The organism is Halorubrum sp. Ib24 (assembly GCF_002252745.1).
Lineage (GTDB): Archaea > Halobacteriota > Halobacteria > Halobacteriales > Haloferacaceae > Halorubrum.
Genome location: NZ_NHOX01000045.1, coordinates 1 through 25,374, shown reverse-complemented (window position 1 = coordinate 25,374; position 25,374 = coordinate 1). Strand labels below are relative to the sequence as shown.

The 25,374-nt window shown below is 68.9% G+C and carries 24 protein-coding genes, 1 tRNA gene and 3 pseudogenes; 14 read left to right on the top strand and 14 right to left on the bottom strand.

Going from position 1 to position 25,374, the window contains the following annotated elements; translation table 11 throughout:
- Positions 1-151: 151 nt before the first annotated feature.
- Both DJ82_RS13485 and DJ82_RS13480 read left to right on the top strand, forming a co-directional pair.
- Positions 152-853 carry a helix-turn-helix domain-containing protein gene (locus DJ82_RS13485; protein WP_094582059.1) on the top strand — a complete coding sequence of 234 codons (702 nt, stop codon included), beginning with the start codon at positions 152-154 and terminating at the stop codon, positions 851-853.
- An 85-nt stretch (positions 854-938) separates the two neighbouring features.
- Entirely contained in the window at positions 939-1,484 is a 546-nt protein-coding gene (locus DJ82_RS13480; RefSeq protein WP_094525712.1) for a DUF1684 domain-containing protein, read from the top strand.
- Between the two features lie 168 nt (positions 1,485-1,652).
- Here the strand turns inward: DJ82_RS13480 and DJ82_RS13475 are convergent, their stop codons facing one another.
- A complete protein-coding gene (locus tag DJ82_RS13475) occupies positions 1,653-1,838 on the bottom strand; it encodes a hypothetical protein (RefSeq protein WP_094525714.1) in 186 nt (61 codons plus the stop codon).
- A 1,003-nt stretch (positions 1,839-2,841) separates the two neighbouring features.
- On the opposite strand from DJ82_RS13475, the gene DJ82_RS13470 reads away from it, so the two are divergent.
- Positions 2,842-3,036, top strand: coding sequence for a hypothetical protein (locus DJ82_RS13470; protein WP_094582058.1), 195 nt, complete (start codon positions 2,842-2,844; stop codon positions 3,034-3,036).
- A gap of 100 nt (positions 3,037-3,136) precedes the next feature.
- Here DJ82_RS13470 and DJ82_RS13465 read toward each other — a convergent pair whose 3' ends face one another.
- Positions 3,137-4,150: a tyrosine-type recombinase/integrase gene (locus tag DJ82_RS13465; protein ID WP_143420570.1), complete on the bottom strand. Its 1,014-nt coding sequence runs from the start codon at positions 4,148-4,150 to the stop codon at positions 3,137-3,139.
- The gene (locus DJ82_RS13460; protein WP_198948066.1) at positions 4,150-4,674 is read right to left on the bottom strand and encodes a hypothetical protein; all 525 of its coding nucleotides are present in this window, start codon (positions 4,672-4,674) and stop codon (positions 4,150-4,152) included. The genes DJ82_RS13465 and DJ82_RS13460 overlap by 1 nt, the downstream gene beginning before the upstream one ends.
- A 52-nt stretch (positions 4,675-4,726) precedes the next feature.
- Between DJ82_RS13460 and DJ82_RS13455 the strand changes: the two genes are divergently transcribed.
- From DJ82_RS13455 to DJ82_RS13445, 3 genes and pseudogenes are all read left to right on the top strand, one after another.
- Complete coding sequence (locus DJ82_RS13455; RefSeq protein WP_094582056.1) at positions 4,727-5,767, top strand: NADH:flavin oxidoreductase/NADH oxidase; 1,041 nt, start codon at positions 4,727-4,729, stop codon at positions 5,765-5,767.
- 104 nt (positions 5,768-5,871) lie between these two features.
- Positions 5,872-7,109, top strand: a pseudogene (eis, locus tag DJ82_RS13450) (enhanced intracellular survival protein Eis).
- Positions 7,110-7,194: 85 nt separating this feature from the next.
- Positions 7,195-8,085 (top strand): hypothetical protein, encoded by an 891-nt coding sequence (locus DJ82_RS13445; protein ID WP_094582055.1) that lies wholly within the window; start codon positions 7,195-7,197, stop codon positions 8,083-8,085.
- A gap of 36 nt (positions 8,086-8,121) precedes the next feature.
- Here DJ82_RS13445 and DJ82_RS13440 read toward each other — a convergent pair whose 3' ends face one another.
- The 3 genes from DJ82_RS13440 to DJ82_RS13430 all read right to left on the bottom strand — a co-directional run bounded on the left by DJ82_RS13440 (position 8,122) and on the right by DJ82_RS13430 (position 11,068).
- Positions 8,122-8,871 carry a sugar phosphate isomerase/epimerase gene (locus DJ82_RS13440; protein WP_094582054.1) on the bottom strand — a complete coding sequence of 250 codons (750 nt, stop codon included), beginning with the start codon at positions 8,869-8,871 and terminating at the stop codon, positions 8,122-8,124.
- Positions 8,872-8,996: 125 nt separating this feature from the next.
- Complete coding sequence (locus DJ82_RS13435; RefSeq protein ID WP_094582053.1) at positions 8,997-10,067, bottom strand: methionine synthase; 1,071 nt, start codon at positions 10,065-10,067, stop codon at positions 8,997-8,999.
- Positions 10,067-11,068: a 5-methyltetrahydropteroyltriglutamate--homocysteine methyltransferase gene (locus DJ82_RS13430; RefSeq protein ID WP_094525723.1), complete on the bottom strand. Its 1,002-nt coding sequence runs from the start codon at positions 11,066-11,068 to the stop codon at positions 10,067-10,069. Before DJ82_RS13430 ends, DJ82_RS13435 begins: the two co-directional genes overlap by 1 nt.
- A 111-nt stretch (positions 11,069-11,179) precedes the next feature.
- Between DJ82_RS13430 and DJ82_RS13425 the strand changes: the two genes are divergently transcribed.
- Positions 11,180-12,127 carry an ABC transporter substrate-binding protein gene (locus DJ82_RS13425; RefSeq protein WP_094582052.1) on the top strand — a complete coding sequence of 316 codons (948 nt, stop codon included), beginning with the start codon at positions 11,180-11,182 and terminating at the stop codon, positions 12,125-12,127.
- Between the two features lie 6 nt (positions 12,128-12,133).
- On the opposite strand, the gene DJ82_RS13420 is transcribed toward DJ82_RS13425, so the two are convergent.
- Genes DJ82_RS13420 through DJ82_RS13400 form a run of 5 tightly spaced genes read right to left on the bottom strand, consistent with a single transcriptional unit; the run spans position 12,134 to position 16,834 of the window.
- Positions 12,134-12,751 (bottom strand): HemK2/MTQ2 family protein methyltransferase, encoded by a 618-nt coding sequence (locus tag DJ82_RS13420; protein WP_094525725.1) that lies wholly within the window; start codon positions 12,749-12,751, stop codon positions 12,134-12,136.
- On the bottom strand, positions 12,748-14,064 hold the full coding sequence (locus tag DJ82_RS13415) for a mechanosensitive ion channel family protein (protein ID WP_094582051.1): 1,317 nt from the start codon (positions 14,062-14,064) through the stop codon (positions 12,748-12,750). Before DJ82_RS13415 ends, DJ82_RS13420 begins: the two co-directional genes overlap by 4 nt.
- An 8-nt stretch (positions 14,065-14,072) precedes the next feature.
- Positions 14,073-15,011 (bottom strand): 16S ribosomal RNA methyltransferase A, encoded by a 939-nt coding sequence (locus DJ82_RS13410; protein ID WP_094557809.1) that lies wholly within the window; start codon positions 15,009-15,011, stop codon positions 14,073-14,075.
- Between the two features lie 45 nt (positions 15,012-15,056).
- Positions 15,057-15,644 carry a DUF655 domain-containing protein gene (locus DJ82_RS13405; protein ID WP_094525728.1) on the bottom strand — a complete coding sequence of 196 codons (588 nt, stop codon included), beginning with the start codon at positions 15,642-15,644 and terminating at the stop codon, positions 15,057-15,059.
- Between the two features lie 47 nt (positions 15,645-15,691).
- A complete protein-coding gene (locus DJ82_RS13400) occupies positions 15,692-16,834 on the bottom strand; it encodes a thiolase family protein (protein ID WP_094525729.1) in 1,143 nt (380 codons plus the stop codon).
- Between the two features lie 175 nt (positions 16,835-17,009).
- Between DJ82_RS13400 and DJ82_RS13395 the strand changes: the two genes are divergently transcribed.
- A complete protein-coding gene (locus DJ82_RS13395; protein WP_094582050.1) occupies positions 17,010-18,482 on the top strand; it encodes an amidohydrolase in 1,473 nt (490 codons plus the stop codon).
- 21 nt (positions 18,483-18,503) lie between these two features.
- Here DJ82_RS13395 and gpmI read toward each other — a convergent pair whose 3' ends face one another.
- Positions 18,504-20,075 (bottom strand): 2,3-bisphosphoglycerate-independent phosphoglycerate mutase, encoded by a 1,572-nt coding sequence (gpmI, locus tag DJ82_RS13390; RefSeq protein WP_094582049.1) that lies wholly within the window; start codon positions 20,073-20,075, stop codon positions 18,504-18,506.
- A 211-nt stretch (positions 20,076-20,286) separates the two neighbouring features.
- Between gpmI and DJ82_RS13385 the strand changes: the two genes are divergently transcribed.
- From DJ82_RS13385 to DJ82_RS13370, 4 genes and pseudogenes are all read left to right on the top strand, one after another.
- Positions 20,287-20,958 (top strand): ArsR family transcriptional regulator, encoded by a 672-nt coding sequence (locus tag DJ82_RS13385; RefSeq protein WP_094525732.1) that lies wholly within the window; start codon positions 20,287-20,289, stop codon positions 20,956-20,958.
- Positions 20,959-21,036: 78 nt separating this feature from the next.
- Positions 21,037-21,957 (top strand): DMT family transporter, encoded by a 921-nt coding sequence (locus tag DJ82_RS13380; RefSeq protein ID WP_094582048.1) that lies wholly within the window; start codon positions 21,037-21,039, stop codon positions 21,955-21,957.
- A gap of 97 nt (positions 21,958-22,054) precedes the next feature.
- Positions 22,055-22,652 (top strand): annotated as a pseudogene (locus tag DJ82_RS13375) (GNAT family N-acetyltransferase).
- A 93-nt stretch (positions 22,653-22,745) separates the two neighbouring features.
- The gene (locus tag DJ82_RS13370; protein ID WP_094582047.1) at positions 22,746-23,324 is read left to right on the top strand and encodes a transporter; all 579 of its coding nucleotides are present in this window, start codon (positions 22,746-22,748) and stop codon (positions 23,322-23,324) included.
- Positions 23,325-23,360: 36 nt separating this feature from the next.
- Here DJ82_RS13370 and DJ82_RS13365 read toward each other — a convergent pair whose 3' ends face one another.
- Positions 23,361-23,813 (bottom strand): RNA-binding domain-containing protein, encoded by a 453-nt coding sequence (locus DJ82_RS13365; RefSeq protein ID WP_094525736.1) that lies wholly within the window; start codon positions 23,811-23,813, stop codon positions 23,361-23,363.
- Positions 23,810-24,424 carry an AAA family ATPase gene (locus tag DJ82_RS13360; RefSeq protein ID WP_094557813.1) on the bottom strand — a complete coding sequence of 205 codons (615 nt, stop codon included), beginning with the start codon at positions 24,422-24,424 and terminating at the stop codon, positions 23,810-23,812. Before DJ82_RS13360 ends, DJ82_RS13365 begins: the two co-directional genes overlap by 4 nt.
- Positions 24,425-24,526: 102 nt before the next feature.
- Here DJ82_RS13360 and DJ82_RS13355 point away from each other — a divergent pair.
- Positions 24,527-24,601: transfer RNA gene (locus tag DJ82_RS13355), tRNA-Arg, on the top strand.
- Positions 24,602-25,124: 523 nt separating this feature from the next.
- Positions 25,125-25,374 (top strand): annotated as a pseudogene (locus DJ82_RS13350) (molybdenum transporter); the annotation flags it as partial.

Below are 25,374 nucleotides of genomic sequence, written 5' to 3'. Positions count from 1 at the left end.
TCGCGGGGCCGCTCCGGATTCGACGTCGAGCCGGGAGAAGTGGGGCCGGTGGACGTCGAGCCAGATGGACGTCGATCTCGGGAGAAGTGTCGACGTCCGACGAACCCCGCTTTCGGTAGCCTTTTGCGGCGCTCCGCCCTCGGACCGCCTAATGAGCGACGCACGCGAGGAGCTCTCTCGCCGGATCGCCGGCGAAATAACGCTCAGCGACGACCCCGGAGCGACGCTTCGGAAGTGGCGGACCGACTTCGACGTCTCACAGACCGAGCTCGCCGAGTCGCTCGACGTCTCCTCGTCGGTGATCTCCGACTACGAGAGCGGGCGTCGGGAGAGCCCGGGGATCGGCATCGTCCGCCGGATCGTCGACGGCCTCCTCGATATCGACGAGCGGCGCGGAGGCGGGCGCCTCCGACAGTACGCCCGCGTGCTCTCGGCGGGCTTCGAGAGCGACATCGTCCACGCCCTCCGCGAGTACTCGACCGCGGTGCCGGTCGAGGAGTTCTACGAGGCGATGGACGCCACGGAAGTCGTTCGCGGCGACCAGGACCACGTCAACGGTCACACCGTCATCAACTCTATCGAGGCGATCACGCGGCTCTCCAGCGAGGAGTTCTACCGGCTGTACGGTCAGTCGACGAACCGCGCGCTCGTGTTCACGGGCGTGACCCGCGGCGAGTCGCCGCTGGTCGCCCTCCGGGTCGTGAGCCCGACGCCGAACGCGGTCGTCCTCCACGGCATCGAGTCCGAGGACCTCTGGGAGCACGCGGCCGACCTCGACCGCGTCGACCGCTTCTCGCTGGCGACGTCGACGCGCGACCTCGACGACTGCCTGGCCGACCTGCAGGCGCTCTGAGCGCCCCGGCGAGCTGTCCCCGGACCTCGAGACCTGACCCGCCCGAACCGCGGCCCTGAAACCGCCGGCGCTCCTTCGACCGCGTATGACCGACGAGTACGCCGAGCGGCTCCGCGCCAACCGCCGCGAGAAGGACGAGTTCTTCGCCGAGCACCCGCAGTCGCCGATCCCGCCCGAGCACCGCGACGGGTTCGACGGGCTCGACTACTTCCCGCCGGACGAGGACTACCGCGTCGAGGCGACCGTGACGGTCCACGGCGACCCCGAGCCCGTCGAGATGGAGACCACCGCGAGCAACCCGGTCCGATACCTCAGAGTCGTCACCTTCGCGTTCGAGGTCGACGGCGAGGAGCACGCGCTCGCCGGCTACCGACAGGAGGGCGAGGACGGCGAGATATTCGTCCCGTTCCGCGACAAGACGACCGGCCAGCAGACGTACTACCAAGGCAGGTACATGGAGCTCGAACCGGAGGGAGAGCTCGCCGACGGCGACGTCGTCGTCCTCGATTTTAACCTCGCGTACAACCCCTTCTGCGCGTACAGCGAGACGTTCGCCTGCCCGCTCCCGCCCGAGGAGAACTGGCTGGAGATCGTCGTCCCGGCCGGGGAGCGCGCACCGGATATCGAGTAGTCGGGGGCTCGTCACCGCCGCGTCGCCGTCGGCGGCGACGCGGCCCACCGCACGTCGCCGCGCGGCGTTCGGTGCGCTGGAACCGCGCTCGGAGCCGACCGGTTTCGAAGGGGAGACTCGACGCTCGATGCGGAGTAGAGAAGACGAGAGAGGGTCGTTCGCGCCGCGCTACCGCTCTAACTCGACCGTCAGGTCGGTCGCGATCCACGCGTCCGTGTTCCCCTGCTCCGTGAAGACGGTTCGATCGGGCGAGCAGCGGCTCGCCGCGACGATCGGCCGTGCGTCCGTCGACTCCTCTGTGCCGTCTTCGATCCGGTCTTCGGCGCTGCGCCCGATTCGGTCCCCAGTGCTCATTACCAGTCTGTCAGAGGCACGGGTGGTTATAGGTTTCGGTCGGCCTAAACCCTCGCCGCGATCGGGGCGATCCCCGCACCGGTGCGATCGCGGCGATCCGCGCGGGGAATCGGAGCGCATTACCAGCCGGCGGCACTCCGGTGTCTCGATGACGGATTCGCTCTTCGCGCCGCTCACGCTACGCGACACCGAGCTCCGGAACCGCGTCATGCTGTCGCCGATGTGCCAGAACACATCTGATGGATATATACAACGCAAACATTAGGGTAGGCGACGGAGGGGTTAGAACACTCAACACTACTCTGCGTACGAGCATAAGTCACCCTGAGACAGAGATTTCTCATTTCAGCTGAGAAATTCTCGAAAGATATTGTAGGCACGGCGTTCTCTGAGAGCGGTCCTAAAACGAGCTGACAAAACTCCTGTTCGATTTGGTGGGGGTTGTCTGTATCTCGGGGCGTCTCAAAATCAAATCGCTTGTGAGTCTACTCTGGGCGTCTAAGAGCATGGGGATTTGGAGAGAGTTAACTCAGAGGTGACTGTGCGCGACTGTGGGTGACTGTGTGGATTCTTTGTGTGGTCCATGACCCAACCATCATCGGGAATTAAGATCGTTCTAAGCTCCTCATACTCGCCTTGCGTATGAATACGATAGTAGCATAATCCCCCGATTTGTGGATGTGTGCGATAGAGCCGAACGGAGCGTATGGAAGAACGATCTTAGAAGTGTTTAAACAGGCTCTACCGATATTAAACGCATTGAGGGAGAGAAAAGACGGCGGCCACTCAATGCGCCGAAACTTGGCGGACCTCGATACAATAGTAATCGCTGTATTTTGATTACGACCGAAGGGAGTCAAAATCTCGGACAATACATATCGAGGGATCATTACTACATATAATATATACAGCGTTGCGGTAATGCGCGTCACGTACGTGCGGGAGGTGACGAAATCGTAATCTGAACGGTATGTTTATCATCCGAGAATGTCTGTGCGCAAATATGGGATTCATAGACTTCCTCGGCGGAGCAGTCAAAATCCTCTTTGGTGGAGGATTGTTCCTTATCGGGATACTGTTTGGCAGCGTTGTGCTTACATATGGGTACACAATTGTCGGGATCGTATCCATGATCGTCGGTCTAATCGGAGGACTCTACGCAACCTACGAGCGGGGACAGCAGAAAAAGAGAATCTGACCGAGGTTTAGTCGGCATCGCTGTGCGTAGTGCCGACCTCCGAAAGAAGTACGTGGGAGTAGTATCTCGTGACGTTTTCCCCCGGAGTGAGGTAAGGGAACTACTCTGAACCGGGGCCGTATCTCCGAGCGGCTTCCCGAAGGTCATTATTGGCGAATTGTAGATACCGTTCTGTGGTTTCAATCTTTGAGTGACCCATTAGTTTCTGTAACCGCCGGGTATCCATCCCGTTTTTGATACTTTGGACGGCGAAACTGTGTCTTAGAACGTGGGCCGTCACTTTTCCCCGGACGTTTCCTGCGGCGTCTGTGTGAACGGTAGACTGTAATCCCGCTCGTTCTGCGGCTTCTTTCACGAGTCGAGTGATATGGTCAGGGTTAATCTGTTCTGAATGAGTCGTCGGAAAGAGGTAATCGCTTCCAGCTGTTGCCAGAGATTTACGGTTGACATTGAGCCACCGATTTAGTATGGTGTCAAGTTCGGACTGGTAGTAGACAGTACGGTTCTGGTGGGTTTTGTTTGCCCGGACTTTGATCGCCCGTTCGTCTGTGTCAATGTCTTCTAAGCGGGTTTCTGTTAGTTCTGTGCGCCGTAGGCCCGTATGGTAGAGTAGCCGGACGATTAGCTCGTTACGTAGGCGGGGGTTTGGTACGTTTTCGGTTAAACTGTCTATTTCGTCCGGTTCAAGGTATTGAACCCCCTCTTTCAGGTTTTGCTCTTTCTTAGTTCCGTTCTTTAGTGCCGTCCATCCTGAAAGATCGAGGTCTTCTGCGGGGTTCTCTGTTTCAGGGATACTCATAGAAGGGTCTTCAGCCATACGAGAGGCTTCCTGATAGAACATTGATACTGACGACTCCCGCATAGAAACTGTTCCCCCGGCGTATCCGCCATTGTTTAACATCTGCCGGAGGTATGTACGAAGGTCGTGGGTAGTGGCGTCCCAAAGTGTCTTAGCGTCCCTGTCGCGGCTGTTAGGGTCGTAATCTTTAGCTCCGGGATTCTCTAACCACTCTGTCCAGTCTCTTACGTCCTGAGTGTACCTGTTGGCGGTTCCCTCTGCTTTTTTTGTTGTCTGTCGGTTATGAAACTCTGTGATTACTGTCTTACTGTCCACTATTCTGCCCTATAGTAGCTGTTTTGCTCATCAAACGCCGTGCCTAATTCCTTTACCTGTGCCGTGTTATCTGAAAGGCGGTTGAGTGCGTCTGAAACGTCCTGTTCATCGGCGTCAATTCGTGCCGCTATTTCTTCTGGAGTAGCACTTTCAATGTCAGAACTAATCGGATTTTCCAAATCTTTCAGATTAGTTTTGTGGGATGGGAGAACTTCAAGAAGTACCTGTTCAAGATTGTATAATTCCTCAGAACGACTTTCTCGACTGACTGCCTTCATTTCGTCCTGTATGTCTTCGACTGTCCTTTCAAGTCGAGTGAGAGAATCCAGTACGTCACTATCTTCTACTGTTGCTGTGTCGGCCTGTGCGGTGTGTTGGGCCGACTCTGTCTCTGTTATCTCCCTCTGTACTGACAGTCTAATCAGGTGGCTAAGACTATCATACTCCGGGCCTTCGGCGGCGTCTTCCCACTCAGACTTTATCGATTCGTCAATTCGGAAAGCAACGGTGGTTTTCTCTGCCATCTACTCGAAACGTCTCACGGTGGCCCCTTAGTGTTTACGCTGTTAATACACGATAAGTGTGTTGTGCCAGTACTCCGCGGACGACGGGTTCGCGAACGACTGGCATCGGATCCACCTCGGCTCCCGCGCGGTCGGCGGCGCCGGCGCCGTGATGACCGAGGCGACCGCGGTCGAGGCGCGCGGTCGGATCACCCCGGGCTGTCTCGGGATCTGGTCCGACGAACACGCCGACGCGATCGAGCCGATCGTCGACTTCGTCCGGTCGCAGGGCGCGACGCCCGGTATCCAGCTGGCCCACGCCGGCCGCAAGGCCTCCCACCGCCCGCCGGCCGAGGGCGGCGATCCGATCCCCGCGGACGACCCCGCGGGCTGGGAGACGATATCCGCGACCGACGAGCCGTACCCGGACGGCGACCGCTCTGAGACCGGCGAATCCGCGGCGACCCGCCGGATGGACGGTGACGACATCGCCGACGTGACCGAGTCGTTCGCCGACGCCGCGGCGCGCGCGCTCGACGCCGGCTTCGAGATCGCCGAGGTCCACGCGGCCCACGGCTACCTGCTCCACCAGTTCTGCTCGCCGGTCACCAACGACCGCGACGACGAGTACGGCGGGAGCTTCGAGGACCGGACCCGACTCCTCCGGGAGGTCGTCGCGACCGTCCGAGACGTCTGGCCCGAGGAGAAGCCCGTCTTCGTCCGGATCTCCGCGACGGACTGGCTCCCCGACCGCGACTCGTGGGACGTCGACGACTCCGTGCGGCTGGCGCCGCTGCTCGCCGAGGCCGGCGCCGACCTGATCGACGTCTCCGGCGGCGGGATCCACCCCGACCAGCGGATTCCGGGGACCGGACCGGGGTACCAGGTGCCGTACGCCGAGGCGATCCGCGAGGGGACCGACGTGCCCGTCGCCGCCGTCGGCGGGATCACGGGCCCGACCCACGCCGACGCCCTCGTCCGGAACGGTCGGGCCGACCTCGTCGCGCTCGGCCGCGAGCTGCTCCGGCACCCGTACTGGCCGCTGGAGGCCGCCCACGAGCTCGGCGCGGACGTCGAGTGGCCGGTGCAGTACCGCCGCGGCCGGTTCGACTGAGGTCGGGTTCGACCGGGTCGACTGCGATCGGTCGCGGCCGATTCGACTGAGGCCCCCTCTCACGCTCCGGGAAGACTTATTCCGCTCCCGCGAGCCGACCGCGTATGGAGTACCGACCGTTTCCCGAGGAGCGCGCCGACGAGTTCGGCGCGTTCATGCGGTACGCCTTCGCTCCCGCGGACGGCCCCTACGACCCCGACGAGGCCGACGACCACGACACGATCGCCGAGCGGCGCGGTCTCTTTAACGCGGCCGACGACACCGTCGCGGTCTGCGCGCACCACCTTTTCGCGCTGCGGATCCGCGGCGCCGACCGCGAGGTCGTCGGGCTCTCCGCGGTCGCCTCCTCGCCCGAGCACCGCCGCCGGGGACACGTCGCCCGGCTGCTCCGCGAGTCGCTCGCGGAGTACCGCGACCGCGGCGTCGACGTCTCGGTGCTGTGGCCCTTCGAGTACGCGTTCTACGCGAACTACGGCTGGGCGACCGCGAGCCGCTACCGCTATCTCACCGCGCCCCCCGAACAGCTCGGCTTCGTCGACGACCTCGTCGCGACGACGGGCGACGCGGCCGGGGCCTTCCGCCCGCTCGACGAGGGCGACTTCGCGGCGGTCGAGCCGGTGCTCGCGGCGACGGCGGACCGCTACGACCTCACCATGGACTGGACCGAGGAGTGGTGGCGCGAGCGGACCCTCTCGGGCTGGACGACCGACCCGTTCGTCTACGGCTGGGAGCGCGACGGGGACCTCCGCGGGCTCTGTCGGTACGAGTTCGACGACGACCCCGACGACGCCGGGGAGACCGTCATGCGCGTCTCCGACGCCGCCGCCGTCGACGACGAGGCGTGGTTCCAGCTGCTGCGGTTCTGCCGCAACCACGACTCGCAGGTCGCCGAGGTCCGGGTCCGAGCGCCGCCGGACGCCCCGCTGCTCGACCTCGTCGAAGACCCCCGCGCCGTCGACTGCGAGGTCCGGACCGGGCCGATGGTCCGGCTCGTCGACGTCGCCGGCGCCGTGGAGGCGCTCGACCCGGACCCCGCCGTCGAGGCGACGCTCTCGCTCGCGGTCGTCGACCCGCTCGCGGCGTGGAACGACGCGACGTTCCGGGTCGCGGTCGTCGACGGAGACGTCGCGGTCGAGCCGTTCGACGCCGAGCCCGCGAGCCCGGACGCGACCGTCGACGTCGGCGCCCTCTCGCAGCTGTACGTCGGCTACCGCTCCGTCGACGAGGCGGTCCGTGCCGGGAGACTCGCGGCCGGCGACGGACCGACTTCGACGACGGCGTCGCCGCCGCGCTCCGCGGCCTGTTCCCGCCGCGGACGACGCACCTCCGCGAGGGGTTCTGAGTCGCCGCGTCGGCGACGTCACGCGCCGGGACGCGACCGTCAGCGCCGGCCGGGCTTTTTATCCGCGCGCCGCGTACTCGGTGGTATGAGTTCCCGCGACGACCGACGCGACGAGGAGCTCGAGGAGCGGCTCGACGAGCTCGAAGACGTCCTGACCGAGCTGCGGCGCGACCTCGGGGAGAGCGAGCGGGACCGACGGGGGCCGCCGCGACCGCCCCGCCTCTCCGAGCTACTCCGGTTCACCGAGCAGTACACGATCCCGACGGTCATCGCGCTCTTGGAGACGACGATCAAGTCGCTCGAACTGCTCCGGGGGACGCTCCGGCTCGCCGACCCCGGCCGGAGCCTCGCCGACGAGTCCGGCGCGACTGCCGACCGCCTCGCCGACGTCCGCGACGGCGCGAGCGCCGGCCTCGCCCGGTCGCTCTCGGAGCTCCGGACCGCGCTTTCGGAGGCCGACCTCCCGGAGGAGGCCGCCTCGCGCTCGATCATCACCGACGCCCGCGACCTCACCGCCGAGATCGAGTCGCGGATCGAGGAGGGCCGTCGGGAGGCCGACGCCGCGCGGCGACCCGGGCGGGACGACGACCGCCGGAAGGACCGCGGGGCGGGCGGCCCCGAGTCCGACGCCCGAGACGGTGGCCGCGCCCGCGACGACGACTCCCCCGGCCGGGACCGCGGCGTTCGGATCGACGTGACCGACCCCGACGCGGAGCCCGAAGCGAGCGGGGCCGACGAGGAGACGGAGGACGACCCGGCGCCCGAGGTCGACGTCGAGTCCGAGCTTGAGTCGATCAAGCGACAGATCGACGGCGACGAGGCGGACGACGCCGACGCCGTTGACGAGGCGGACGCGAGCGATGACGCGGGTGCCGGTTCGGACGCCGGCGACCCGACCGACGCCGACGGCTCCACTGATGACGACCGGGACGACGCGGCCGAGGAGGGCGACGGAGACGGCCGCGACGCGAACTGACCCGCTCGCCTCCCGCGCCGCTCTCGCCGTTCGTTTTTAAAAGTCCACGCCGAGCCGGTCGGCGACGCGCTCCGCGGAGTCGACGAGCAGGGCGTCGTCGTCGGTGAACACCTCCAGCGCGACGGTGCCGTCGAACTCGTCGAGTTCGGCCGCGACGGCCCCGTAGTCCACCTCGCCGGCGCCGACCGGGAGGTGGGTGTCGCCGCGGCGGCGCACGTCGTGACAGTGGAGGTGCGAGACCCGGTCGCCGTGGGCGCGGAGGAACCGCGTTATCGCCCTGTTGTCGCCCTCCATGTACGCGTGTCCCACGTCGAAGCAGATCGGGGTGTCAGTCTCCCGGGCGATGTCGCCGAGGACGGAGAGCTGGAGCCCCGCGTGCTGGTGGCCGACGTTCTCGACGCCGACCTCGACGCCCGCCTCGCGGCCGGCGTCGGCGACCCGTCGGAGCTGGTCGGCGGCCGTCTGCCGGAACTCGATGTCGTCGCGGTCGGCCGACGTCGCGTGGAGCACCGCCTTCTCCGCGCCGAGGTCGCCGGCCGCCTCCAGGAGGCGCCGCTGGTAGTCGACGATGGCGTCGTTGACCTCGGGGACGTAGCTGGCCAGTCGCTGGCTGTACGGCAGATGAACGAGCAGGTCGCGGCCGGCGAGCGCGTCGGTCAGCCGCCCCCGGTCGATCTCTCCCGGGACGAGCGTCGGCTCGCCGACCCCGAGCTCGCAGAAGTCGAACCGCGACGGCGACGCCGCGAGCCGGTCGAGGTCGTCGCCGACGGTGAGACCGATATCCATGTCGGCGGTGGGTGCGGCGGAGATTTATAAGTAGTGGCGCTGGCGGTGCGGCCGGCGGTGTCGCCGGGCGGTCGCGGATCGATCCCCGCCTCAGTCGTCGAGGCGGTCGCGGATCGATCCTCGCCTCAGTCGTCGAGCGGGTTGTCGACGTCGATCTCGCCGGAATCGATCTCGGCCTCGACCTCGCGAACCGCGGTCACCATGTTCTCCATCTTGCCGTACGCGATCTCCCGGGGCAGGAGCTTCAGCCCGCAGTCGGGCGAGATCGTGAGCTTCTCCGGCGGGACGACGCGGAGCCCCTGCCGGACGTTCTCCTTGATCTCCTCGACGGACTCGATCTCGGCCGTGTGCGCGTCGACGACGCCGAGCGCGAGGTCGGGCTCGAACTCGGGGTCAGTGAACGTCGGGATCTGCTCGAAGTCGCCGTTACACAGCTCGACGTCGAACTCGTCGATCGGGTAGTCGTTGATCTCGGGGTAGATCCGCGAGTAGTCGCCGTAACAGACGTGGAGCCCGATGCGGACCTCCTCGTCGATACCCGAGACGATCCGCTCTAAGGCCTCGCCGACGATGGCGTGGTCCTCCGGCGTCGTCGCCAGCGCGGGCTCGTCGATCTGGATGTAGCGCGCGCCCGCCTCGACCAGCTTCTCGACCTCTTCGTTGACGAGGTCGGCGAGGTCGTGGACGAGCTCCTCGGTGGAGGGGTACGCCTCGTTGAACGCCCAGAAGCCGAGCGTGTACGGCCCCGTGATGGGGACCTTGACGGGGCGCTCGGCGACGTTCGAGGTGAAGTCGAACTCGTCGACGAGCCACGGCTCGTCGTACGTGACCTCCTCGACGACCGACGGCTTGTCGAAGTAGTTGTGACCCCACACCTTCACGGGGCCGTTGAACTCGTAGCCGTCGATGCGGTCGGCGAAGAACTCCACCATCTCGTTGCGGCGCATCTCGCCGTCGACGACCGTGTCGAGCCCGGCGCGCTCGTGCTCGTGCGTGATGAGCCGACAGGCGTCGTCGTGGGCCTCCTCGAGGTCCGCGGCGTCGAACTTCGAGTCCGGGTCGTCGACGAGCTCGTCCGCCCGGTTCAGCCACTTCGGCTTCGGGTACGAGCCGACGACGGTCGTCAGCAGGAACGCGTCGTTCGGGTGGTCGTTCGGGCGGAACTGTTCGCGGTTGGCGTCTGGGTTTCGGACCATTAGTCGAGCACCTCCGCGGCGGCGGCGAGCGCGTTCAGCTTCGCGCGGTACTTGTTGGCGGGCAGGTAGAACAGCTCCGTATTAGGGGTGAGGTAGGTCCGGTCGAACCCCTCGGCGGGGATCTGCGACTCGAACCACTCGACCCGCTCCGCGACCGTCTCCGGCTCCTCGACGAGCGTGTTCTGCCCGTCGACGAGCCCGAGCGCGAGCGAGTCGGTGGAGCCGAACTCCTGGACGTTGTACACCGTGTCGTCGCGGTCGCCGGCGACGAGGTCGAGCCCGAGCGCGTCGGCGCCGGCCTCGTCGACGAGGTGCGCGTACAGCTTCTCGCCGAGCGCGCCGTACGAGGTCTGTACCACGACGTCCGCGTCGGTCGCGTCGGCGACCGTCGCGATGGCGTCCGTCGCGGTCGACTCCGCTCCCTCGGCGGGCGGGTTCGTCACCAGCGACGGTTCGAGGAGGAACAGCGTCTCGTGGGCGGGGAACGCCTCGACCTCGCCCGCGAGGAACTCGGCGATCGCGGCCTGGAACGCCGCCTCGTCGCCGTAGTGCTCGTCGCTCGCGAGGTCGGCCAGCGAGTACGGACCCGGCAGCGTCGCGGCGAGGGGCGCCTCGCCGTCGATCAGGTCGGCCGCGGACTCCAGCTCGCGCGCCACGTCGCCGGAGAAGTCGAGGTCGGCGACCACGCGGGGGTCGCGGTAGAAGTTGTTGTTGTCGTAGTACCGCACGATACCGCCGGTCTCGACGCCGTCGTGCACCGTCAGCGGGTGCGCGATCATGTCGTCCCAGCGGCCCTGCCCCTCGCCGACCCGGTCGAGGCCGGCGTCCAGCTGGTCGTCGACGAACTCCGCGCGGACCTCGTCGTACTGCTCGACGATCGCCTCGCTCTCGTCGCCGCTCAGTAGGTCGCCCTTCTGGTGACCCTTGAGGTCCGAGAGCGTCTCTTTCGCCCAGTCCGGGAGCGGGTACAGTCCCGGCGTGGCCGCGACACGTTCAGTCATCACCAGTGGTTCGATATGCCGCCGTATAATATTTGCTAATACGTATTATGCCCGATAGTTATTAGCGGCGGTCGGCCGAACGGTTAAGCCGACGGTCGGGGATCGGTACCCATGACCGTCGTCTCCCTGTTCCCCTCCGCGACCGAGCTGGCGGCCGCGCTCGGCGCGACGCCCGCCGCGGTCTCGCATCAGTGCGACCGCCCGCCCGCGGTCGAGGACCGGCCGACGCTCACCGGGCTCGTCCGCGACCTCGACGCCGACCCCGCCGACCTCGACCGAGTCGCCGCCCACGACGACACCTACTACCTCGACGGCGACCGACTCGCCGCGGCCGACCCGGACGCGGTCCTCACGCAGGGCGTCTGCGCGGTGTGCGCGCTCGACGCCGGGCTCGCGCGCCGCGCGGTGGAGCGGCTCGACCTCGACGCGGCGGTGCTCGACGTCCACGCCGACGACCTCGCCGACGTCCTCGCGAACGTCGAGCGGGTCGGCGAGGCCGTCGGCCGTCCGGCGGCCGCGGCCGCGCTCCGCGACGACCTCGACGCCCGGATCGACGCCGTCGCCGGCGCGGTCCCCCGCCCGACGCGACGCCTCGGCCAGCACGACCCGTCGACGCCTCCCGCCCGCCGCGTCGCCGTCCTCGACTGGACCGACCCGCTGCGCCACGCCGGGCTCTGGGTCCCCGACCTGATACGGATCGCCGGCGGGGAGGCCGGGCTCGTCGCGGCCGGAGAACGGTCGCGGAAGATCGGGCTCGACGAACTGCGCGCCTTCGACCCGGAGGTCGTCGTGATCGGTCCCTGTAGCGCCGACGTCGGCGAGGCCCAGCGCGCGGCCGCCGACCTGCTGGAGCGCGAGTCGATCGGCGACGTGACGGCGGTGCGCGACGGGCGGGTGTACGCGATGGACGGCACCGCCTACCTGAACCGCCACAGCCACCGCGTCGTCGACACGCTGGAGGCGCTGGCGGCCGTGATCCACCCGGACCGATTCGGGGAGTACGGCGAGAAGGTGCGGCGCGTCGGCTCGGGTGCCGTCGGGAACTCGACGAGCGGCTAGCCCGGCTTATTCCCGTCGGTCGAGCCGCAGCACGGAGAGCGTCTCGAACGGGAACGACTCCTCGACGGCGACCTCGTGGTCGAAGCCGGCGTCGTCGATCAGCCCCAGCACCTCCTCGTAGCCGGTCAGCGAGGAGACGAGCAGCAGGACGACGCCGCCGGGCGCGAGGACGCGCCCCACGTCGTCGAGGAACGGCTCGATCAGCTCCCGCCCCGACTCGCCCCCGGAGAGCGCGTGCTCCATCCAGTCGCCCCACTCGTTGTCGGGGTCGGTCGGGAGGTACGGGGGATTGAAACAGACGGTGTCGAAGCCGTCCGCGCGGAACGGGGCACAGAGATCGGCGACGACGGCCTCGACGCCGCGTTTGCGGGCCTCACGCGCCGCGTGCGGGTTGAGGTCGGTGCCGACCACGTCCAGGTCGCGCTCCGCGGCGATCCGCGCCGCGACCCAGCCGGAGCCGGTGCCGACCTCCAGCACGCGGCCGCGAGCGGCCTCGACCGCGGCCTCGGCGAGGAGGCCGGAGTCCTCGGCGGGCTGGTAGACGACGGCGTCGTCGACGCCGCGCCGCGCGGCGAGGTCGGGCCCGGGATCGGAGTCCCCGTCCGGCACGCTCCCGTCGCTCACTCGTCTGCCCCCTCGGCGGCGTTGCCGGACCCGGCACTCGCGTCGTCGCCTCCGTCACTCGACCCGTCGGCCGGCTCGCCGCCGTCGCTTCGGTTGCCGCCACCTCGGGTCGCCGCCCGCCCCTCGACCGACGCGTCGAGCTGCGGGCCGGACGCGCTCTCTTCCCGGGCGGAGAGCGTCTGCTGCGGGAACGGGATGACGATCCCCTCGGCCTCCAGCGCGGACTTGATCGCGCCCATCGCGGCCGTCTGGGTGCGCCAGCGCTTCCGCATGCTCGGGTTCCGGATCCAGTACCGGGCGCCGAAGACGACCGCCGAGTCGTCGAACCGCTTCGTCACGCCATCCGGCTCGGGCATCGCGGCGATGTCGTCGACGCCGGCGATCGCCTCCTCGATCACCGCCGCCGCGCGCTCGAGGTCGGTCGCGTAGTCGACGCCGACCTCGACCTCGATCCGCAGGCGGTTCCGGCGCGACCGGTCGATTATCGAGCCCGACCGCACGTCGTCGTTCGGCAGCGTGACCATCTCGCCGTCGAAGGACCGGAGGCGCGTGCTCATGATCGAGATCTCGGTGACCGTCCCCTCGTGGTCCCCGACCTCGACCCAGTCGCCGACCTCGAAGGGGCGGGAGAACATGAGCACGAACCCGGCGAGCACCGCGCCGAGCGTCTGGCGGGCGGCCATCCCGACCACGATCCCCAGAAACCCCGCGCCGACGAGGAGCCCGCCGACGTTGTCCGTGAACAGGCCGACCACGACGAGCAGCGCGAGGGTGTACACCGTCAGCTGCGTGAGCCGCCGGACCACCTCCTCTTGGTGGTCGGTGAGGACGGTGCTGTCGGCGGAGATCTCGCGGATGACGCCGCCGAGGAAGTCGGTGACGGCGTAGGCGCTCGCCAGCAGCACCACCGCGATCACGACGTTCGACAGCTGGTCCGTGATCGCGGCCGCCTCGAACGCGTCGAGGAGCGCGCCGCTGCGGTCCCACACCGCGAGCAGCGAGATCGCGCCGACGGCGGTGGCGGCGCCGACCGACGCCGAGAGCAGCAGGCGCTGGGTCGAGGTGAGCTCGCCGTCGCGCCGCTTCGCCCACGCGGTGAGCAGCCGCACGCCGAAGACGGCCGCGATGATGAGGACGGAGGCGAGAGTGCGCTTGACGTTCTCGGTCAGGGCGTCGTACACGCCCCCCGCCGGACCGGCGGCGTCGCCGCTGGCGGTCAGCAGTTCCGGGAGGGTCGCGGCGGAGAGCGGGCTGACGGAGAGCGGGTCAACGGGAAGCGAGCCGACCGCCAGGACGGCGTCTACGAGCGCCATCCCCGCGATCACACCTCGGTCGGCGCGCCGTGCTCGCGGGCCAGCTCCGCCAGCGCGGCGAACGCGCTCGGTTCCAGCGTCCCGGGGCGCCGGCGGAGCAGCTCCTCGTCGGCCGCCTCGACGACCGCGTCCGGGTCGTCCAGCCCGGAGATGTGGCCGGTGTTCCGGATCGCGTTCCGCACCGTCTTGCGCCGCTGGGTGAACAGCGCCTTCACGAACCGGAGGAAGAAGGCCTCGTCGCCGACCGCGTAGTCGGGGTCGCGGGGCGTACACCGGACCACGGCGCTCTCGACCGCGGGCTGCGGGTCGAACGCCTCCTTCGGGACGCGCTCGACGATCTCGACGGCGGCGTAGTGCTGCGCCGAGACGGAGAGCCGGCCGTACTCGGACTCGCCCGCGGACGCCACCATCCGGTCGGCGAACTCGGCCTGGAACATCAACACGAGCGGCTTCCCCTCGGGGAGCAGTCGGAAGGCGATCTCGGAGGAGACGCCGTACGGGAGGTTGGCGACGCAGGCGGTGAACGGCGGGAGCTCCACGTCGAGCGCGTCGCCCTCGATCACGTCGAGGCGACCGTCGTCGACCGCGGTCGCGAACTCCTCGCGGAGGAAGTCGGCGAAGGTCCCGTCGCGCTCGACGACGGAGAGGCGGCCGGGAGCGTTGCCGTCGCGGTCGGCGCGGTCGCCGTCGCCGACACGGTCACCGTCAGCCGCGACCGCCGCCGCCAGCAGTCGGTCGGTGAGCGCGCCGGCGCCTCCGCCGATCTCCAGCAGGTGGCTCGCGTCCGCGTCGTCCGGAAGGTACCCCGGGATCCGGTCGAGGACGCGGTCGTCGACGAGGAAATGCTGGTCGCGGTCGGGGTTCGCGCGCTCCCCGGCGCGCCGCGCGAGGGCGTCGGGGTCGCGGTCCCCGTACGCCGCGCCCTCACCCGTCGATAGGTCGGTCATGGCCGCGATAGGCCGGCGCTCCGGGTAAAAGTCCCGTTTCGAGGCTCACTCCTCGCGGCCGGCGAACGTCCGGTACTTCAGGTCGTCCTCGCGGACCTCCTCGACGACGCGTTCGACGATCACCTCCCGCGGGCGGTGGAGCCCCGAGACGCGCTCGGACACCTCGTCGAAGCTCTCGAAGGGACCGCGCTTGCGCTCGTCGAGGACGTTGTTCCGGAGCTGCTTGCCCACCCCCGGAAGGAGGTTGAGCTGGTGGAGCCGGAGCGTGATCGGTCCGGCCTCGTTGTAGAAGTCGACGAAGCGCTCCTCGTCGGACTCGACGATCGCCTCGACGGCGTACTCCACCTCCGCGGCCGCGTTCCTGGTGAGGTCGTCGTACGACACCTCGCGGTACCGGCCGACTGCCGGGCCGTCGAGCGCGACCCGGTCGCTCACGGAGACGTCGGTGTCGTCGTCGACCGAGAGCTCGTACAGGCGGAACGAGTCGGTCCCGAGGCCGTACGCGATAGGGGACTTCCGCGACGGGGGCCGGTCGTCGTCGGGCCGCCCGTTCGGCAACACGTCCAGCAGGACGGCGGCGGGACCGTCGTCGGCGTCCGCCGCGTCGGGCGCGTCGGCGTCGGGATCGCTCATACACGTTTTACGGCGCCGAACGGTGAAAAAACCGCTGCCGCGTCGGGCTATCGCGAGAACTCGATCGCGGCGCCCTGCCCGAAGCCGACGCAGAGGGTCGCGAGTCCGCGGTCGGCGTCGCGCTTCTCCATCTCGTGGAGCAGCGTGACGGGGAGCCGTGCGCCGGAGGCGCCGAGCGGGTGCCCGATGGCGATGGCGCCGCCGTTGACGTTGTACCGCTCCTCGTCGACGCCGAGCTCGCGCCGGGAGTACTCGCACTGCGAGGCGAACGCCTCGTTGAGCTCGACTAGGTCGTAGTCGTCGATGGTCGTCCCGGCGCGGTCGAGCAGGCCCCGCGTCGCGGGCACCGGACCGATCCCCATCACGGTCGGGTCGACGCCGGCGACGTTGTTCGTGCCGACCTCCGCGAGCACGTCGAGCCCGTGGTCCTCGGCGAACGCCTTGCTCGTCACCAGCGTCAGCGACGCGCCGTCGGAGATCTGCGAGGAGTTCCCCGCGGTCACCGTCCCGTCGCCGGTGAACGCGGGCGAGAGGTCGGCGAGCTTCTCGGCCGTCGTGTCCGGGCGGATCCCCTCGTCCGCCTCGACGAGTCCGTCGTCCGTCTCGACCGGAACGATCTCGTCGTCGAACCGGCCCGAGTCGGTCGCCTCGGCGGCCCGCTGGTGGCTCCGGGCGGCGTACTCGTCTTGCGCCTCGCGGCTCACACCGTACTCCTCGGCCACCTTCTCGGCGGTCATCCCCATCTGGAGCTGAAAGACGTTGTACTGCTCCGACAGCTCGGGGTGCAGGTGCTGGTAGGAGTCGCCGTCCATCGGGACGCGGCTCATGTTCTCGACGCCGCCGGCGACGACGCAGTCGCGATTCCCGGCGGCGATCGCGTCCGACGCCGAGATGATCGCCTGCATCGAGGAGGCGCACCAGCGGTTGATCGAGGTGGCGGGCACCGACTCGCCGAGCTCCGAGAGGAGCGCGATGACGCGGGCGACGTTGTTGTCCTGCTCGGTGCGCTGCTGGGCGACGCCCCACATCAGGTCGTCGACGTGGTCGCTCGTTAACCCCGTCTCGTCGAGCGTGTGGTCGATGAGCGCCGTCGAGAGGTCCTCGCTCCGGACGTCTTCGTAGACGCCTCCGTCTCTCCCCTGCGGCGTCCGATATGCGGCGGCGATCACCGGCGTGGTCTCGTCTGTCATGAACGATCACAGACCGGTAACGCTCTTAAATGGTCATGGAACCGGCGGAAATATACCCGAAGTTTACGGTTTATCGCATCTGTTGATATTTTAACACATTCAGCACGACCGATAACCGAACGCCGCCGACCGAACTCGACAGAGCCTTTTTTACTTACGTTCGCAAGTAGTTACCATGGTAACTGACGCGATCGTCGAGTCGGTCGAAAGCCGCCGGGACCGGCTCACCGACCTCGCGCTGGACATCGGGGATCACCCGCAAACCGCCTTCGAGGAGACGTACGCCGCCGGTCGACTCGTCGAAGCGCTGGAAGAGCGAGGGTTCGACGTCGACGTCGGCGTCGGCGGCATCGAGACCGCCTTCGTCGCCCGGTACGGCGACGGCGACCCGGTCGTCGGAACGATGGGCGAGTACGACGCGCTCCCGGGGCTCTCCCAGCGCGTGAGCGCGACCCGCGAGCCGGTCGAACGGGGCGGGAACGGCCACGGCTGCGGACACAACCTCTTCGGCGTCGGATCGCTCGGGGCCGCCGTCGGGGTCGCCGACCTGATCGACGAGGGGGTCGACGGAACCGTGGTGTACGTCGGAACCCCCGCGGAGGAGGCCGGCGCCGGAAAGACGTACCTGACCCGCGCGGGCGCGTTCGACGACGTCGACGCGGTCGTCTCGTGGCACCCGGGGTGGTTCAACGCGCCCACGAAGGCGTCGTGTCTCGCGGTCGACGCCTTCGAGGTGACCATGGAGGGGACCTCCTCGCACGCCGCCGCCGCGCCAGAGGCCGGGCGAAGCGCGCTCGACGGGATCCAACTGCTCAACACCGGCGTCGAGTACATGCGCGAACACGTCCCCGACCCCGTCCGGCTCCACTACGTGATCACCAACGGCGGCGACGCCCCCAACGTCGTTCCGCCGGACGCGACCGCGGAGTACCTCGTCCGCGCGCCGAGCCGCGACCTCGTCGAGTCGGTGACCGAGCGGTTCCGCCGCGCCGCCGAGGGCGCCGCCCTGATGGCCGACGTCGACGTCGAGATAACGAAGACGAGCGGGGTGTACGGCGTGCGAGCGAACGAGACGCTCGGCGACGCCATCTACGAGACGATGGCCGACATCGGCTCCTTCTCGGTCTCGGACGAGGCGCTCGCGTCGGACCTGCGCGACTCGCTCGGGGACGTCTCCGACGCGCTCGAGGAGCTCCCGCCGGAGGTCCGGGACCGCGCGGCGGACCGGTCGTACTTCACCGAGCCGATCGAGGCGCCCGACGCCGGGGAGGTCGGGGCCTACTCGACGGACTCCGGCGACGTGAGCCAAGTCGTGCCGCTCGGTCGGATGCGCACCGCGACGTGGCCGGTCGGCACGCCGGCGCACTCGTGGCAGGCGGTCGCCGCCAGCGGCTCGACCGGCGTGGACGGCATGCTGTACGCCGCGAAGTCGATCGGCGGAACGCTGGGCCGACTGCTCACGGACCCCGAGCTCCTCGCCGACGTCGTCGACGAGTTCGAGCGGCAGGGCGGCGCCGACGAGTACGAGTCGCCGATGCCGGACGACGCGGATCCGTACGAACTGCTCGGCGTCGAGCGACCGACGTTCGATCCGAGCGACGGCTCCGCCGGCGACTCCTCGGGCGCGGAGGCTGCCGACGACGACTGAGCCGCGTTCAGCGGCCCCGAGTTACTCCGAGAGGAGCGGCTCGCCGGTCATCTCCGCGGGGCGGTCGAGCCCGATCAGGTCCACGAGCGTCGGGGCGATGTCGCACAGCGACCCGCCCTCGCGGACCGCGCGCCCGCCGTCGTCGCCGTCGGGAGTCAGGTAGACGAACGGGACCGGGTTGAACGTGTGGGCGGTGTGGGGGTCTTCGGGCGTCCCCATGTCGTCGGCGTTGCCGTGGTCGGCCGTCACGACTGCGTGCCCGCCCGCGTCGGCGACCGCGTCGAGGAGCCGGTCGAGCCCCGCGTCGACCGCCTCGACCGCCTCGACGGCGGCGTCGAAGTCGCCGGTGTGGCCCACCATGTCCGGGTTCGCGTAGTTGAGGACCATCAGGTCGGGGTCATCCTCGTCGATGATCGCGATCGCCTCGTCGGTGAGCTCCGGCGCCGACATCTCCGGCTGCAGGTCGTACGTTGGAACGTCCGGGCTCTCGACGATCTCTCGGAGTTCGCCCTCGAACGCCACCTCGCGTCCGCCGTTGAGGAAGTAGGTGACGTGCGGGTACTTCTCCGACTCGGCGATCCGGAGCTGCGTGCGCCCCGCGTCGGCGACGACCTCGCCGATCGTGTTCTCGGGGATCTCCGGCGGGAACGCGACCGGGAACTCGAACGTCTCGTCGTACTCGGTCGCCGTCGTCATCCGGACGTCGGGCTGGTCGACCTCGGACCCCCACTCGGGCCGGGTGTCCGTGAGCAGCCGGACGAGCTGGCGGGCGCGGTCCGCCCGGAAGTTGAAGAAGATCACGGCGTCGCCGTCGGCGAGCGCGGGCTCCTCGTCGACGAGCGTCGGCTCGATGAACTCGTCGGTCTCGCCGCGCGCGTGCGCCTCGGTCGCGGCCTCGACCGCCGTCTCGGCCCGGTGGGGCGCCTCGCGCTCGACGATCGCGTCGTACGCCTTCTTCGTCCGCTCCCAGTTCTCGTCGCGGTCCATCGCGTGGTACCGGCCCGTGACGGTCGCGACGCGGCCGGTTCCCCGCTCCTCGGCCTTCGCCTCCACCTCGGCGAGGAAGCGGTCGGCGATCTCCGGGGCCGTGTCGCGGCCGTCGGTGAACGCGTGGGTCGTCGCCGGCACTCCCGCGTCGGCCGCCGCGTCGATCAGCGCGAGCAGGTGCTCGACGTCGGAGTGGACCCCGCCGTCGGAGACGAGCCCCATGAAGTGGACGCGCCCGCCGGTCGACACCGCGTGTTCCAGCGCCCCCGCGACGGCGTCGTTGTCCGAGAGCGACCCCTCGGCGAGCGCGTCCGTGATCCGGGTGTACGCCTGCTTGACGACCCGCCCCGCGCCGATGTTCAAGTGGCCGACCTCCGAGTTCCCCATCTGCCCCTCGGGGAGCCCCACGCGCCGCCCGTGGACGACGAGTCGCCCGTCCGCGCCCCGCTCGCTCGCGTCGTCGAACGCCGGGGTGTCGGCGGCCGCGACCGCGTCTCGGCCGGCCGGTCGCCCCGAGGGATCGACCGTCTCGCCGTCCTCGCCGTCTCCGCCTCCCGCGCCGCTCCCGAGTCCCCAGCCGTCGAGGACGATGAGTGCCGTCTCCATACCCCCCGTTCCGCTCCGCGGGGTAACTACCCTTCGCTCCGGGCGAACTCCCGGCGGCGACCGGCCGGCGGCGACGGTTCGGCGGCGACTGTTCCGTGGCGATCGCCCGTCGGCGACAACGTGGCCGCGGGGAACGACCCCCGGGAGGCGACCCGGTCGGGTCGCCCTCCGTAAGTCAGCCTTTTACGCTCTCGACGCTAACTATACGTTAATGGACTCCGCGGTACTGCTCGATCTCCTCGGGAACGAGAACCGGCGGCGCATCCTCCGGCTGCTCGCGACCAAGCCCTGCTACGTCACGGAGATCTCGGAGTACCTCGACGTGAGCCCGAAGGCCGTCATCGACCACCTGCGGAAGCTGGAGGAGGCGGGCCTGATCGAGTCGACGACGGACGACCAACGCCGGAAGTACTTCCGGATCACCCGCAGCCTCAGACTGGAGGTGAGCGTCTCCCCGTACGGGTTCGGCGCGAAGAGCGCGTACCCCGCCAAGAACAGCCTCGACATGTCCGGCCGGTGTCCCCACCTCACTATCGAGGCGCCCGACGGGTCTGGCGCGTCGAACGACATCGGCGACCTCGCGGGGGAGTACGCCCGCCTTCAGGACCTCGACCGCGAGCTCTCGCTGGCCCAGCGGTGGGTGCAGGGGCGGGTCGAGGACACGCTCGCGAAGATCGACGAGCGGCTCGGAACCGAGGCCGACAGCCGATTCTACGCCGCGATCCTCGCCGCGGTGATCGAGACGGACGGCACGCCCGCGGCCGTGGCCGAGGAGGTCGGCGCCCGCGAGGAGACCGTCGACGACGCGCTCGGGCGCCTCGCCGACGTCGGCGTCCTCGCCCGCGAGGCCGCCGGCGACGACGACCGGTACCGAGTCCGGTAGCGGGTCGGCGTTTCGGGCTCTCCCTGCACGTCCGACCGCTTCCGGAACCTTTTGAACCGCGCCCGGAGGAGGGGGCGTGTGAGCCGAGCACGGGACCTCGCGCTGTTCCTCGTCCTCGCCGCCGTCTGGGGGTCCGCGTTCATGGCGATCAAGGCCGGATTGGCGTACTATCCGCCGGTGCTGTTCGCCGCGCTCAGGTACGACATCGCCGGCGTCGTCATGCTCGCGTACGCCGCGTACGCCGTCGACGACCCGGTCCCTCGCGGGCGAGACGAGTGGGCCGTCGTCGCTGTCGGCGCGACGCTGATCATCGCCGGCTACCACGCGTTCCTCTTCGTCGGCGAGAGCGACCCCGCCGTGACGAGCGCCGTCGCGGCCGTGATCGTCAGCCTCTCGCCCGTACTGACGACCGTCTTCGCCCGCGCCTTCCTCCCGTCCGAGCGGCTGACCGTCGTCGGGGTGATCGGCCTCCTCGTCGGCCTCGTCGGCGCGGTCGTGCTGGCCGCGCCCGACCCCGCGAACCTGACCGGCGGCGGCACGGTCGCGAAGTTCCTCGTGTTGCTCGCGGCGGCCTCGTTCGCACTCGGATCGGTGCTCACCCGGGCGTCGGACGCCGACCTCCCGATCGAGACGATGGAGGCGTGGTCGATGCTCGCGGGCGCGCTGTTGATGCACCTGCTGTCGGTCGGGCTCGGCGAGTCGGTCGCCGACGTCGCGTGGACGAGGGAGGGCGTACTGGCGCTGGCGTACCTGTCGATCGCCGCCAGCGGGCTCGGCTTCCTCATCTACTTCGACCTGCTCGACCGACTCGGACCGATCGAGATCAACCTCGTCTCCTACGTCGCCCCGATCTTCGCCGCGCTCGCCGGGTGGGTGTTCCTGAGCGAGGGGATCACGGTCAACACGGTCGCCGGCTTCCTGATCATCTGCGTCGGGTTCGCCCTCGTGAAGCGGGCGGCGCTGCGGTCGGCGCTCCGCGAGTACGGGATCGCCGCGTGAGGTCGCGCTCCCGGCCGCTCTCCCGCCCGCCGCCGGGGGATGCGAACAGCCCTCACACTCGGCGATCCTTTTAGGCGTTCCCACGAGACGGGCCGCCATGTTCCCCGAGACGATCGAAACGGACCGGTTGCGACTGGAGCCCCGACGGCCCGAGAACGTCGACCTCGACGCCTGTTACCGGATCTGCTCGTCTGACCCCGCGATCGACGAGGTGACCGAACACGTCACGTGGGACCCCCACGAGACGAAGAAGGAGACCCGCGAGTTCCTCGAACGCGGCCGCGAGCGCTGGGAAGACCACGAGGCCGCGAGCTACGTCATCCGCCCCCGCGAGGGCGAGGAGGGCGCCGGCGATATCGCCGGCTTCGCGCGGCTTCTCGCTCCCCGACCTGGAGCGCGAACCGCCCGAGCTCGGGACGTGGCTCCGCAAGCGGTTCTGGGGGCGCGGCTACTCGGGCGAGCGCGCCGCGGCGCTCGTCGAGGTCGCCTTCGACGACCTCGACCTGGAGGTCGTCGCCGTGGGCCACCACCCCGACAACGACAACTCGCGGCGGGCGATCGAGAAGTACATCGAGCGCCTCGGCGGCCGCCGCGAGGGCCGCCTGCGGAACACCCTCACCTTCCTCGACGGGAGCGTCCACGACGAAGTCCGTTACACGATCTCACAGGCGGAGTGGCGCGAGGCGACGAGCTGACGCGCATCGGGTGTTTCGGCGCCTGAAACGAGTTTTTTACTTGCTCATCGCGAGCCAACAAACACTTACCACGGCCGAAACGACTGCGGGTGCATGTCAGTCACCGACCGAACGAGCGGGACGAGCGGAATCGTCGGCGGGGCGGCCGCGGGCGCCGCCGCCTACGTCCTCGGCTACCTGTTCGCGTACGTCACGCAGGGGAGCGCGATAGAGGACCAGCTGGCGGGGTTCAACGTCTTCGCCGACCTGTTCGGCGGCGATCCCATTCCGACGTGGAAGGCGGTCGGGTGGGTGTTCTACAACGGCCACTTCGCCGACACCCGAGTACCGTCGCTGGTCGGCGGCTCGCAGATGACGAACATCATCTCGCAGGCCGACGGCGGCTCGCTGACGCTGCTGTTCGTCGTTCCGCCCGTCCTGCTGGTCGTCGCCGGACTCGTCGCGAGCCGGATCGCTGGGGCGACGGAGCCGGTCGACGGCGCGCAGGCCGGCGCGTCCGTCCTCGTCGGGTACCTCCCGCTGGCCGTGATCGGCGCGTTCATCTTCCGGCACGCGGTCCGAGAGGCGACGATCGCCCCCGACCTCCTCACGGCCGTGCTGCTCGCGGGCGCGGTGTACCCGGCGGCGTTCGGCGCGATCGGCGGCGCGGGCGCGACGCTGCTGAGCGACTGAGAGAGTCGAAAGAGCGGTCGGTCGTCTTCTCGGAGTTCAGTAGTCGCCCTCGTCGGGCTCGACGCGGTCGCCGTACTCCCGGACGGGATCGACCGGCCGGCCCTCGTCGGTCTCCGGCGCGACGTAGTCGATGAACGACTCGACGTCGGGCTCGCGGACGCGGACGTCGACGTCGATCTCGCCGAGCTCGTCCGGCTCGCCGACTGCGAAGTTGACGACCCCCTCGAACGCGGCCTGCTTCTTCAGCGAGAAGGCGAACCCCTCGTCGGTGCTGTTGCGCAGGAACACCCGGCGGGCCGTGTCGAGGATCTCCTGCTCGTGGAGCACGTCGGAGAAGGCGTCGAGGGTGTGCGCCTCGGCGACGAGACTGCCGTCCTCGTGGACCGGCTCCGCGTCCGGGAACACGTTCCGGACCGCGTCGAAGACCCGGTCGGTCACCTCCGTGTCGCGGACCGGGACCTCGATCCGCACGTCGACGCTGTAGATCACGCGCCGTCACCTCCGGCGTTCGCGGTCGCCGTCGACTCCGCGCCCGCTTCCTCGCCCGACTCGCCGGCGACGCCGAGCGCCTCGCGGACGCGACTCCGGAACTCGTCGAGCGTCCCCGTGTTGTCGATCTCGACGTCGGCGCGGTCGAGCGTCTCGCCGAGGCCGAGTTCGATCTCTCGCGCGTCGCGCTCGCGGAGGGCCTCGAGGTCGGAGTCGGAGTCGTCTCGTCCCCGGTCGTCGAGGCGCTCGGCGCGCACCTCGAAGGGGGCCCGGACCGCCACGAGCGTGAAGTCGTCGCCGAACGCCTCGCGGAAGCGCTCCAGCTCGACGGTGGAGCGCAGCCCGTCGACGAGGACGGCGTCGCGGTCGCTCTCGGCGGCGGCCTCGCGGATCAGCGGGAGCGTGCGGGCGGCGATGGCGTCGTCGCCCTCCTCCTCGCGGAGCGCCCGCGCGATCCGGCCGTGGTGCTCGGCGGGGTCAAGCCCGCGGCGGCGGCACTCCGCCCGGATCACGTCGCCCATGACGACGACCGGGATCCCGGCCGCCTCGGCCACGTTCGCCGCCTCCCCCTTCCCGCTCCCGGGGAGCCCGACGGTTCCGATAACGTTCATTGACGCGGAGTAGTCTCGTGCCGGACTTAGGTCTGCTGTTGGCGCCGCCCGCCGGCGCGAACCGTCGGCGTTTTTTATATCGGGCGGTAGAGGAAGATGTGAGGGCACATAGCTCAGCTCGGATAGAGCGTCGGACTTCTAATCCGACGGTCGTGGGTTCGAATCCCACTGTGCCCGTACAGCGAGAAGCGGAGCGACGAGCGAACCGGCACGCAGGGGCTTCGAACCCCATCAGTCGCGCGCAGCGAGCGATGCGAGGTGCGAACGAAGTGAGCACCTCGGTAAGCGAGCGGCGGAGCCGCGAGCAGCGAGCGAGCACGTCTGATTCTGGTTCGAATCCCACTGTGCCCCCTCGCTCCCGTCGATCGCTCGCGGGAGTCCCACTGTGCCCGTACAGCGTGGAGCGGAACCGCCGTTCCTCGGTTCTGCGAAACTGCCAGCCGTTACTCCCCACGAGAGACGCGCCGAGAACCTCCAACACGGCGTTTCCGATCGAGCGCGTCGCTGCGCGCGACCGCGGTCCCGTTCGGGTCGCGCTCACGCGTACTCCGCCGGAAGGCGGTCGAACCGGCGACGCAGACGCGCAGGACGTTGATATCGACGCTCGCACCGTCGCCGACCGCGCTCCGCTCCGCGGTCGTAACGTAACCGCTACCGGTGTCTAAAAACAGTTTTGTGGCCGGTGACGTTTACTCCGACAATGGACCGGCGGCGCTACGTGGAACTGGTCGGTGTCGGCGGCGCCCTCTCGCTCTCGGGTTGTCTCGGCGGGACGCCGGCGTCGGCCTCCGAAACGGCCGATTGCGGAACGAACGGGGAGACGCTGACGGTAGCGACGGCGACGACGACCCGGGACAGCGGGCTCCTCACGGAACTGGTCCCCGGGTTCGAGGAGTCGTTCGGCGTGACGGTGGACGCGATCGCCCGCGGCACCGGCGGGGCGCTCCGGA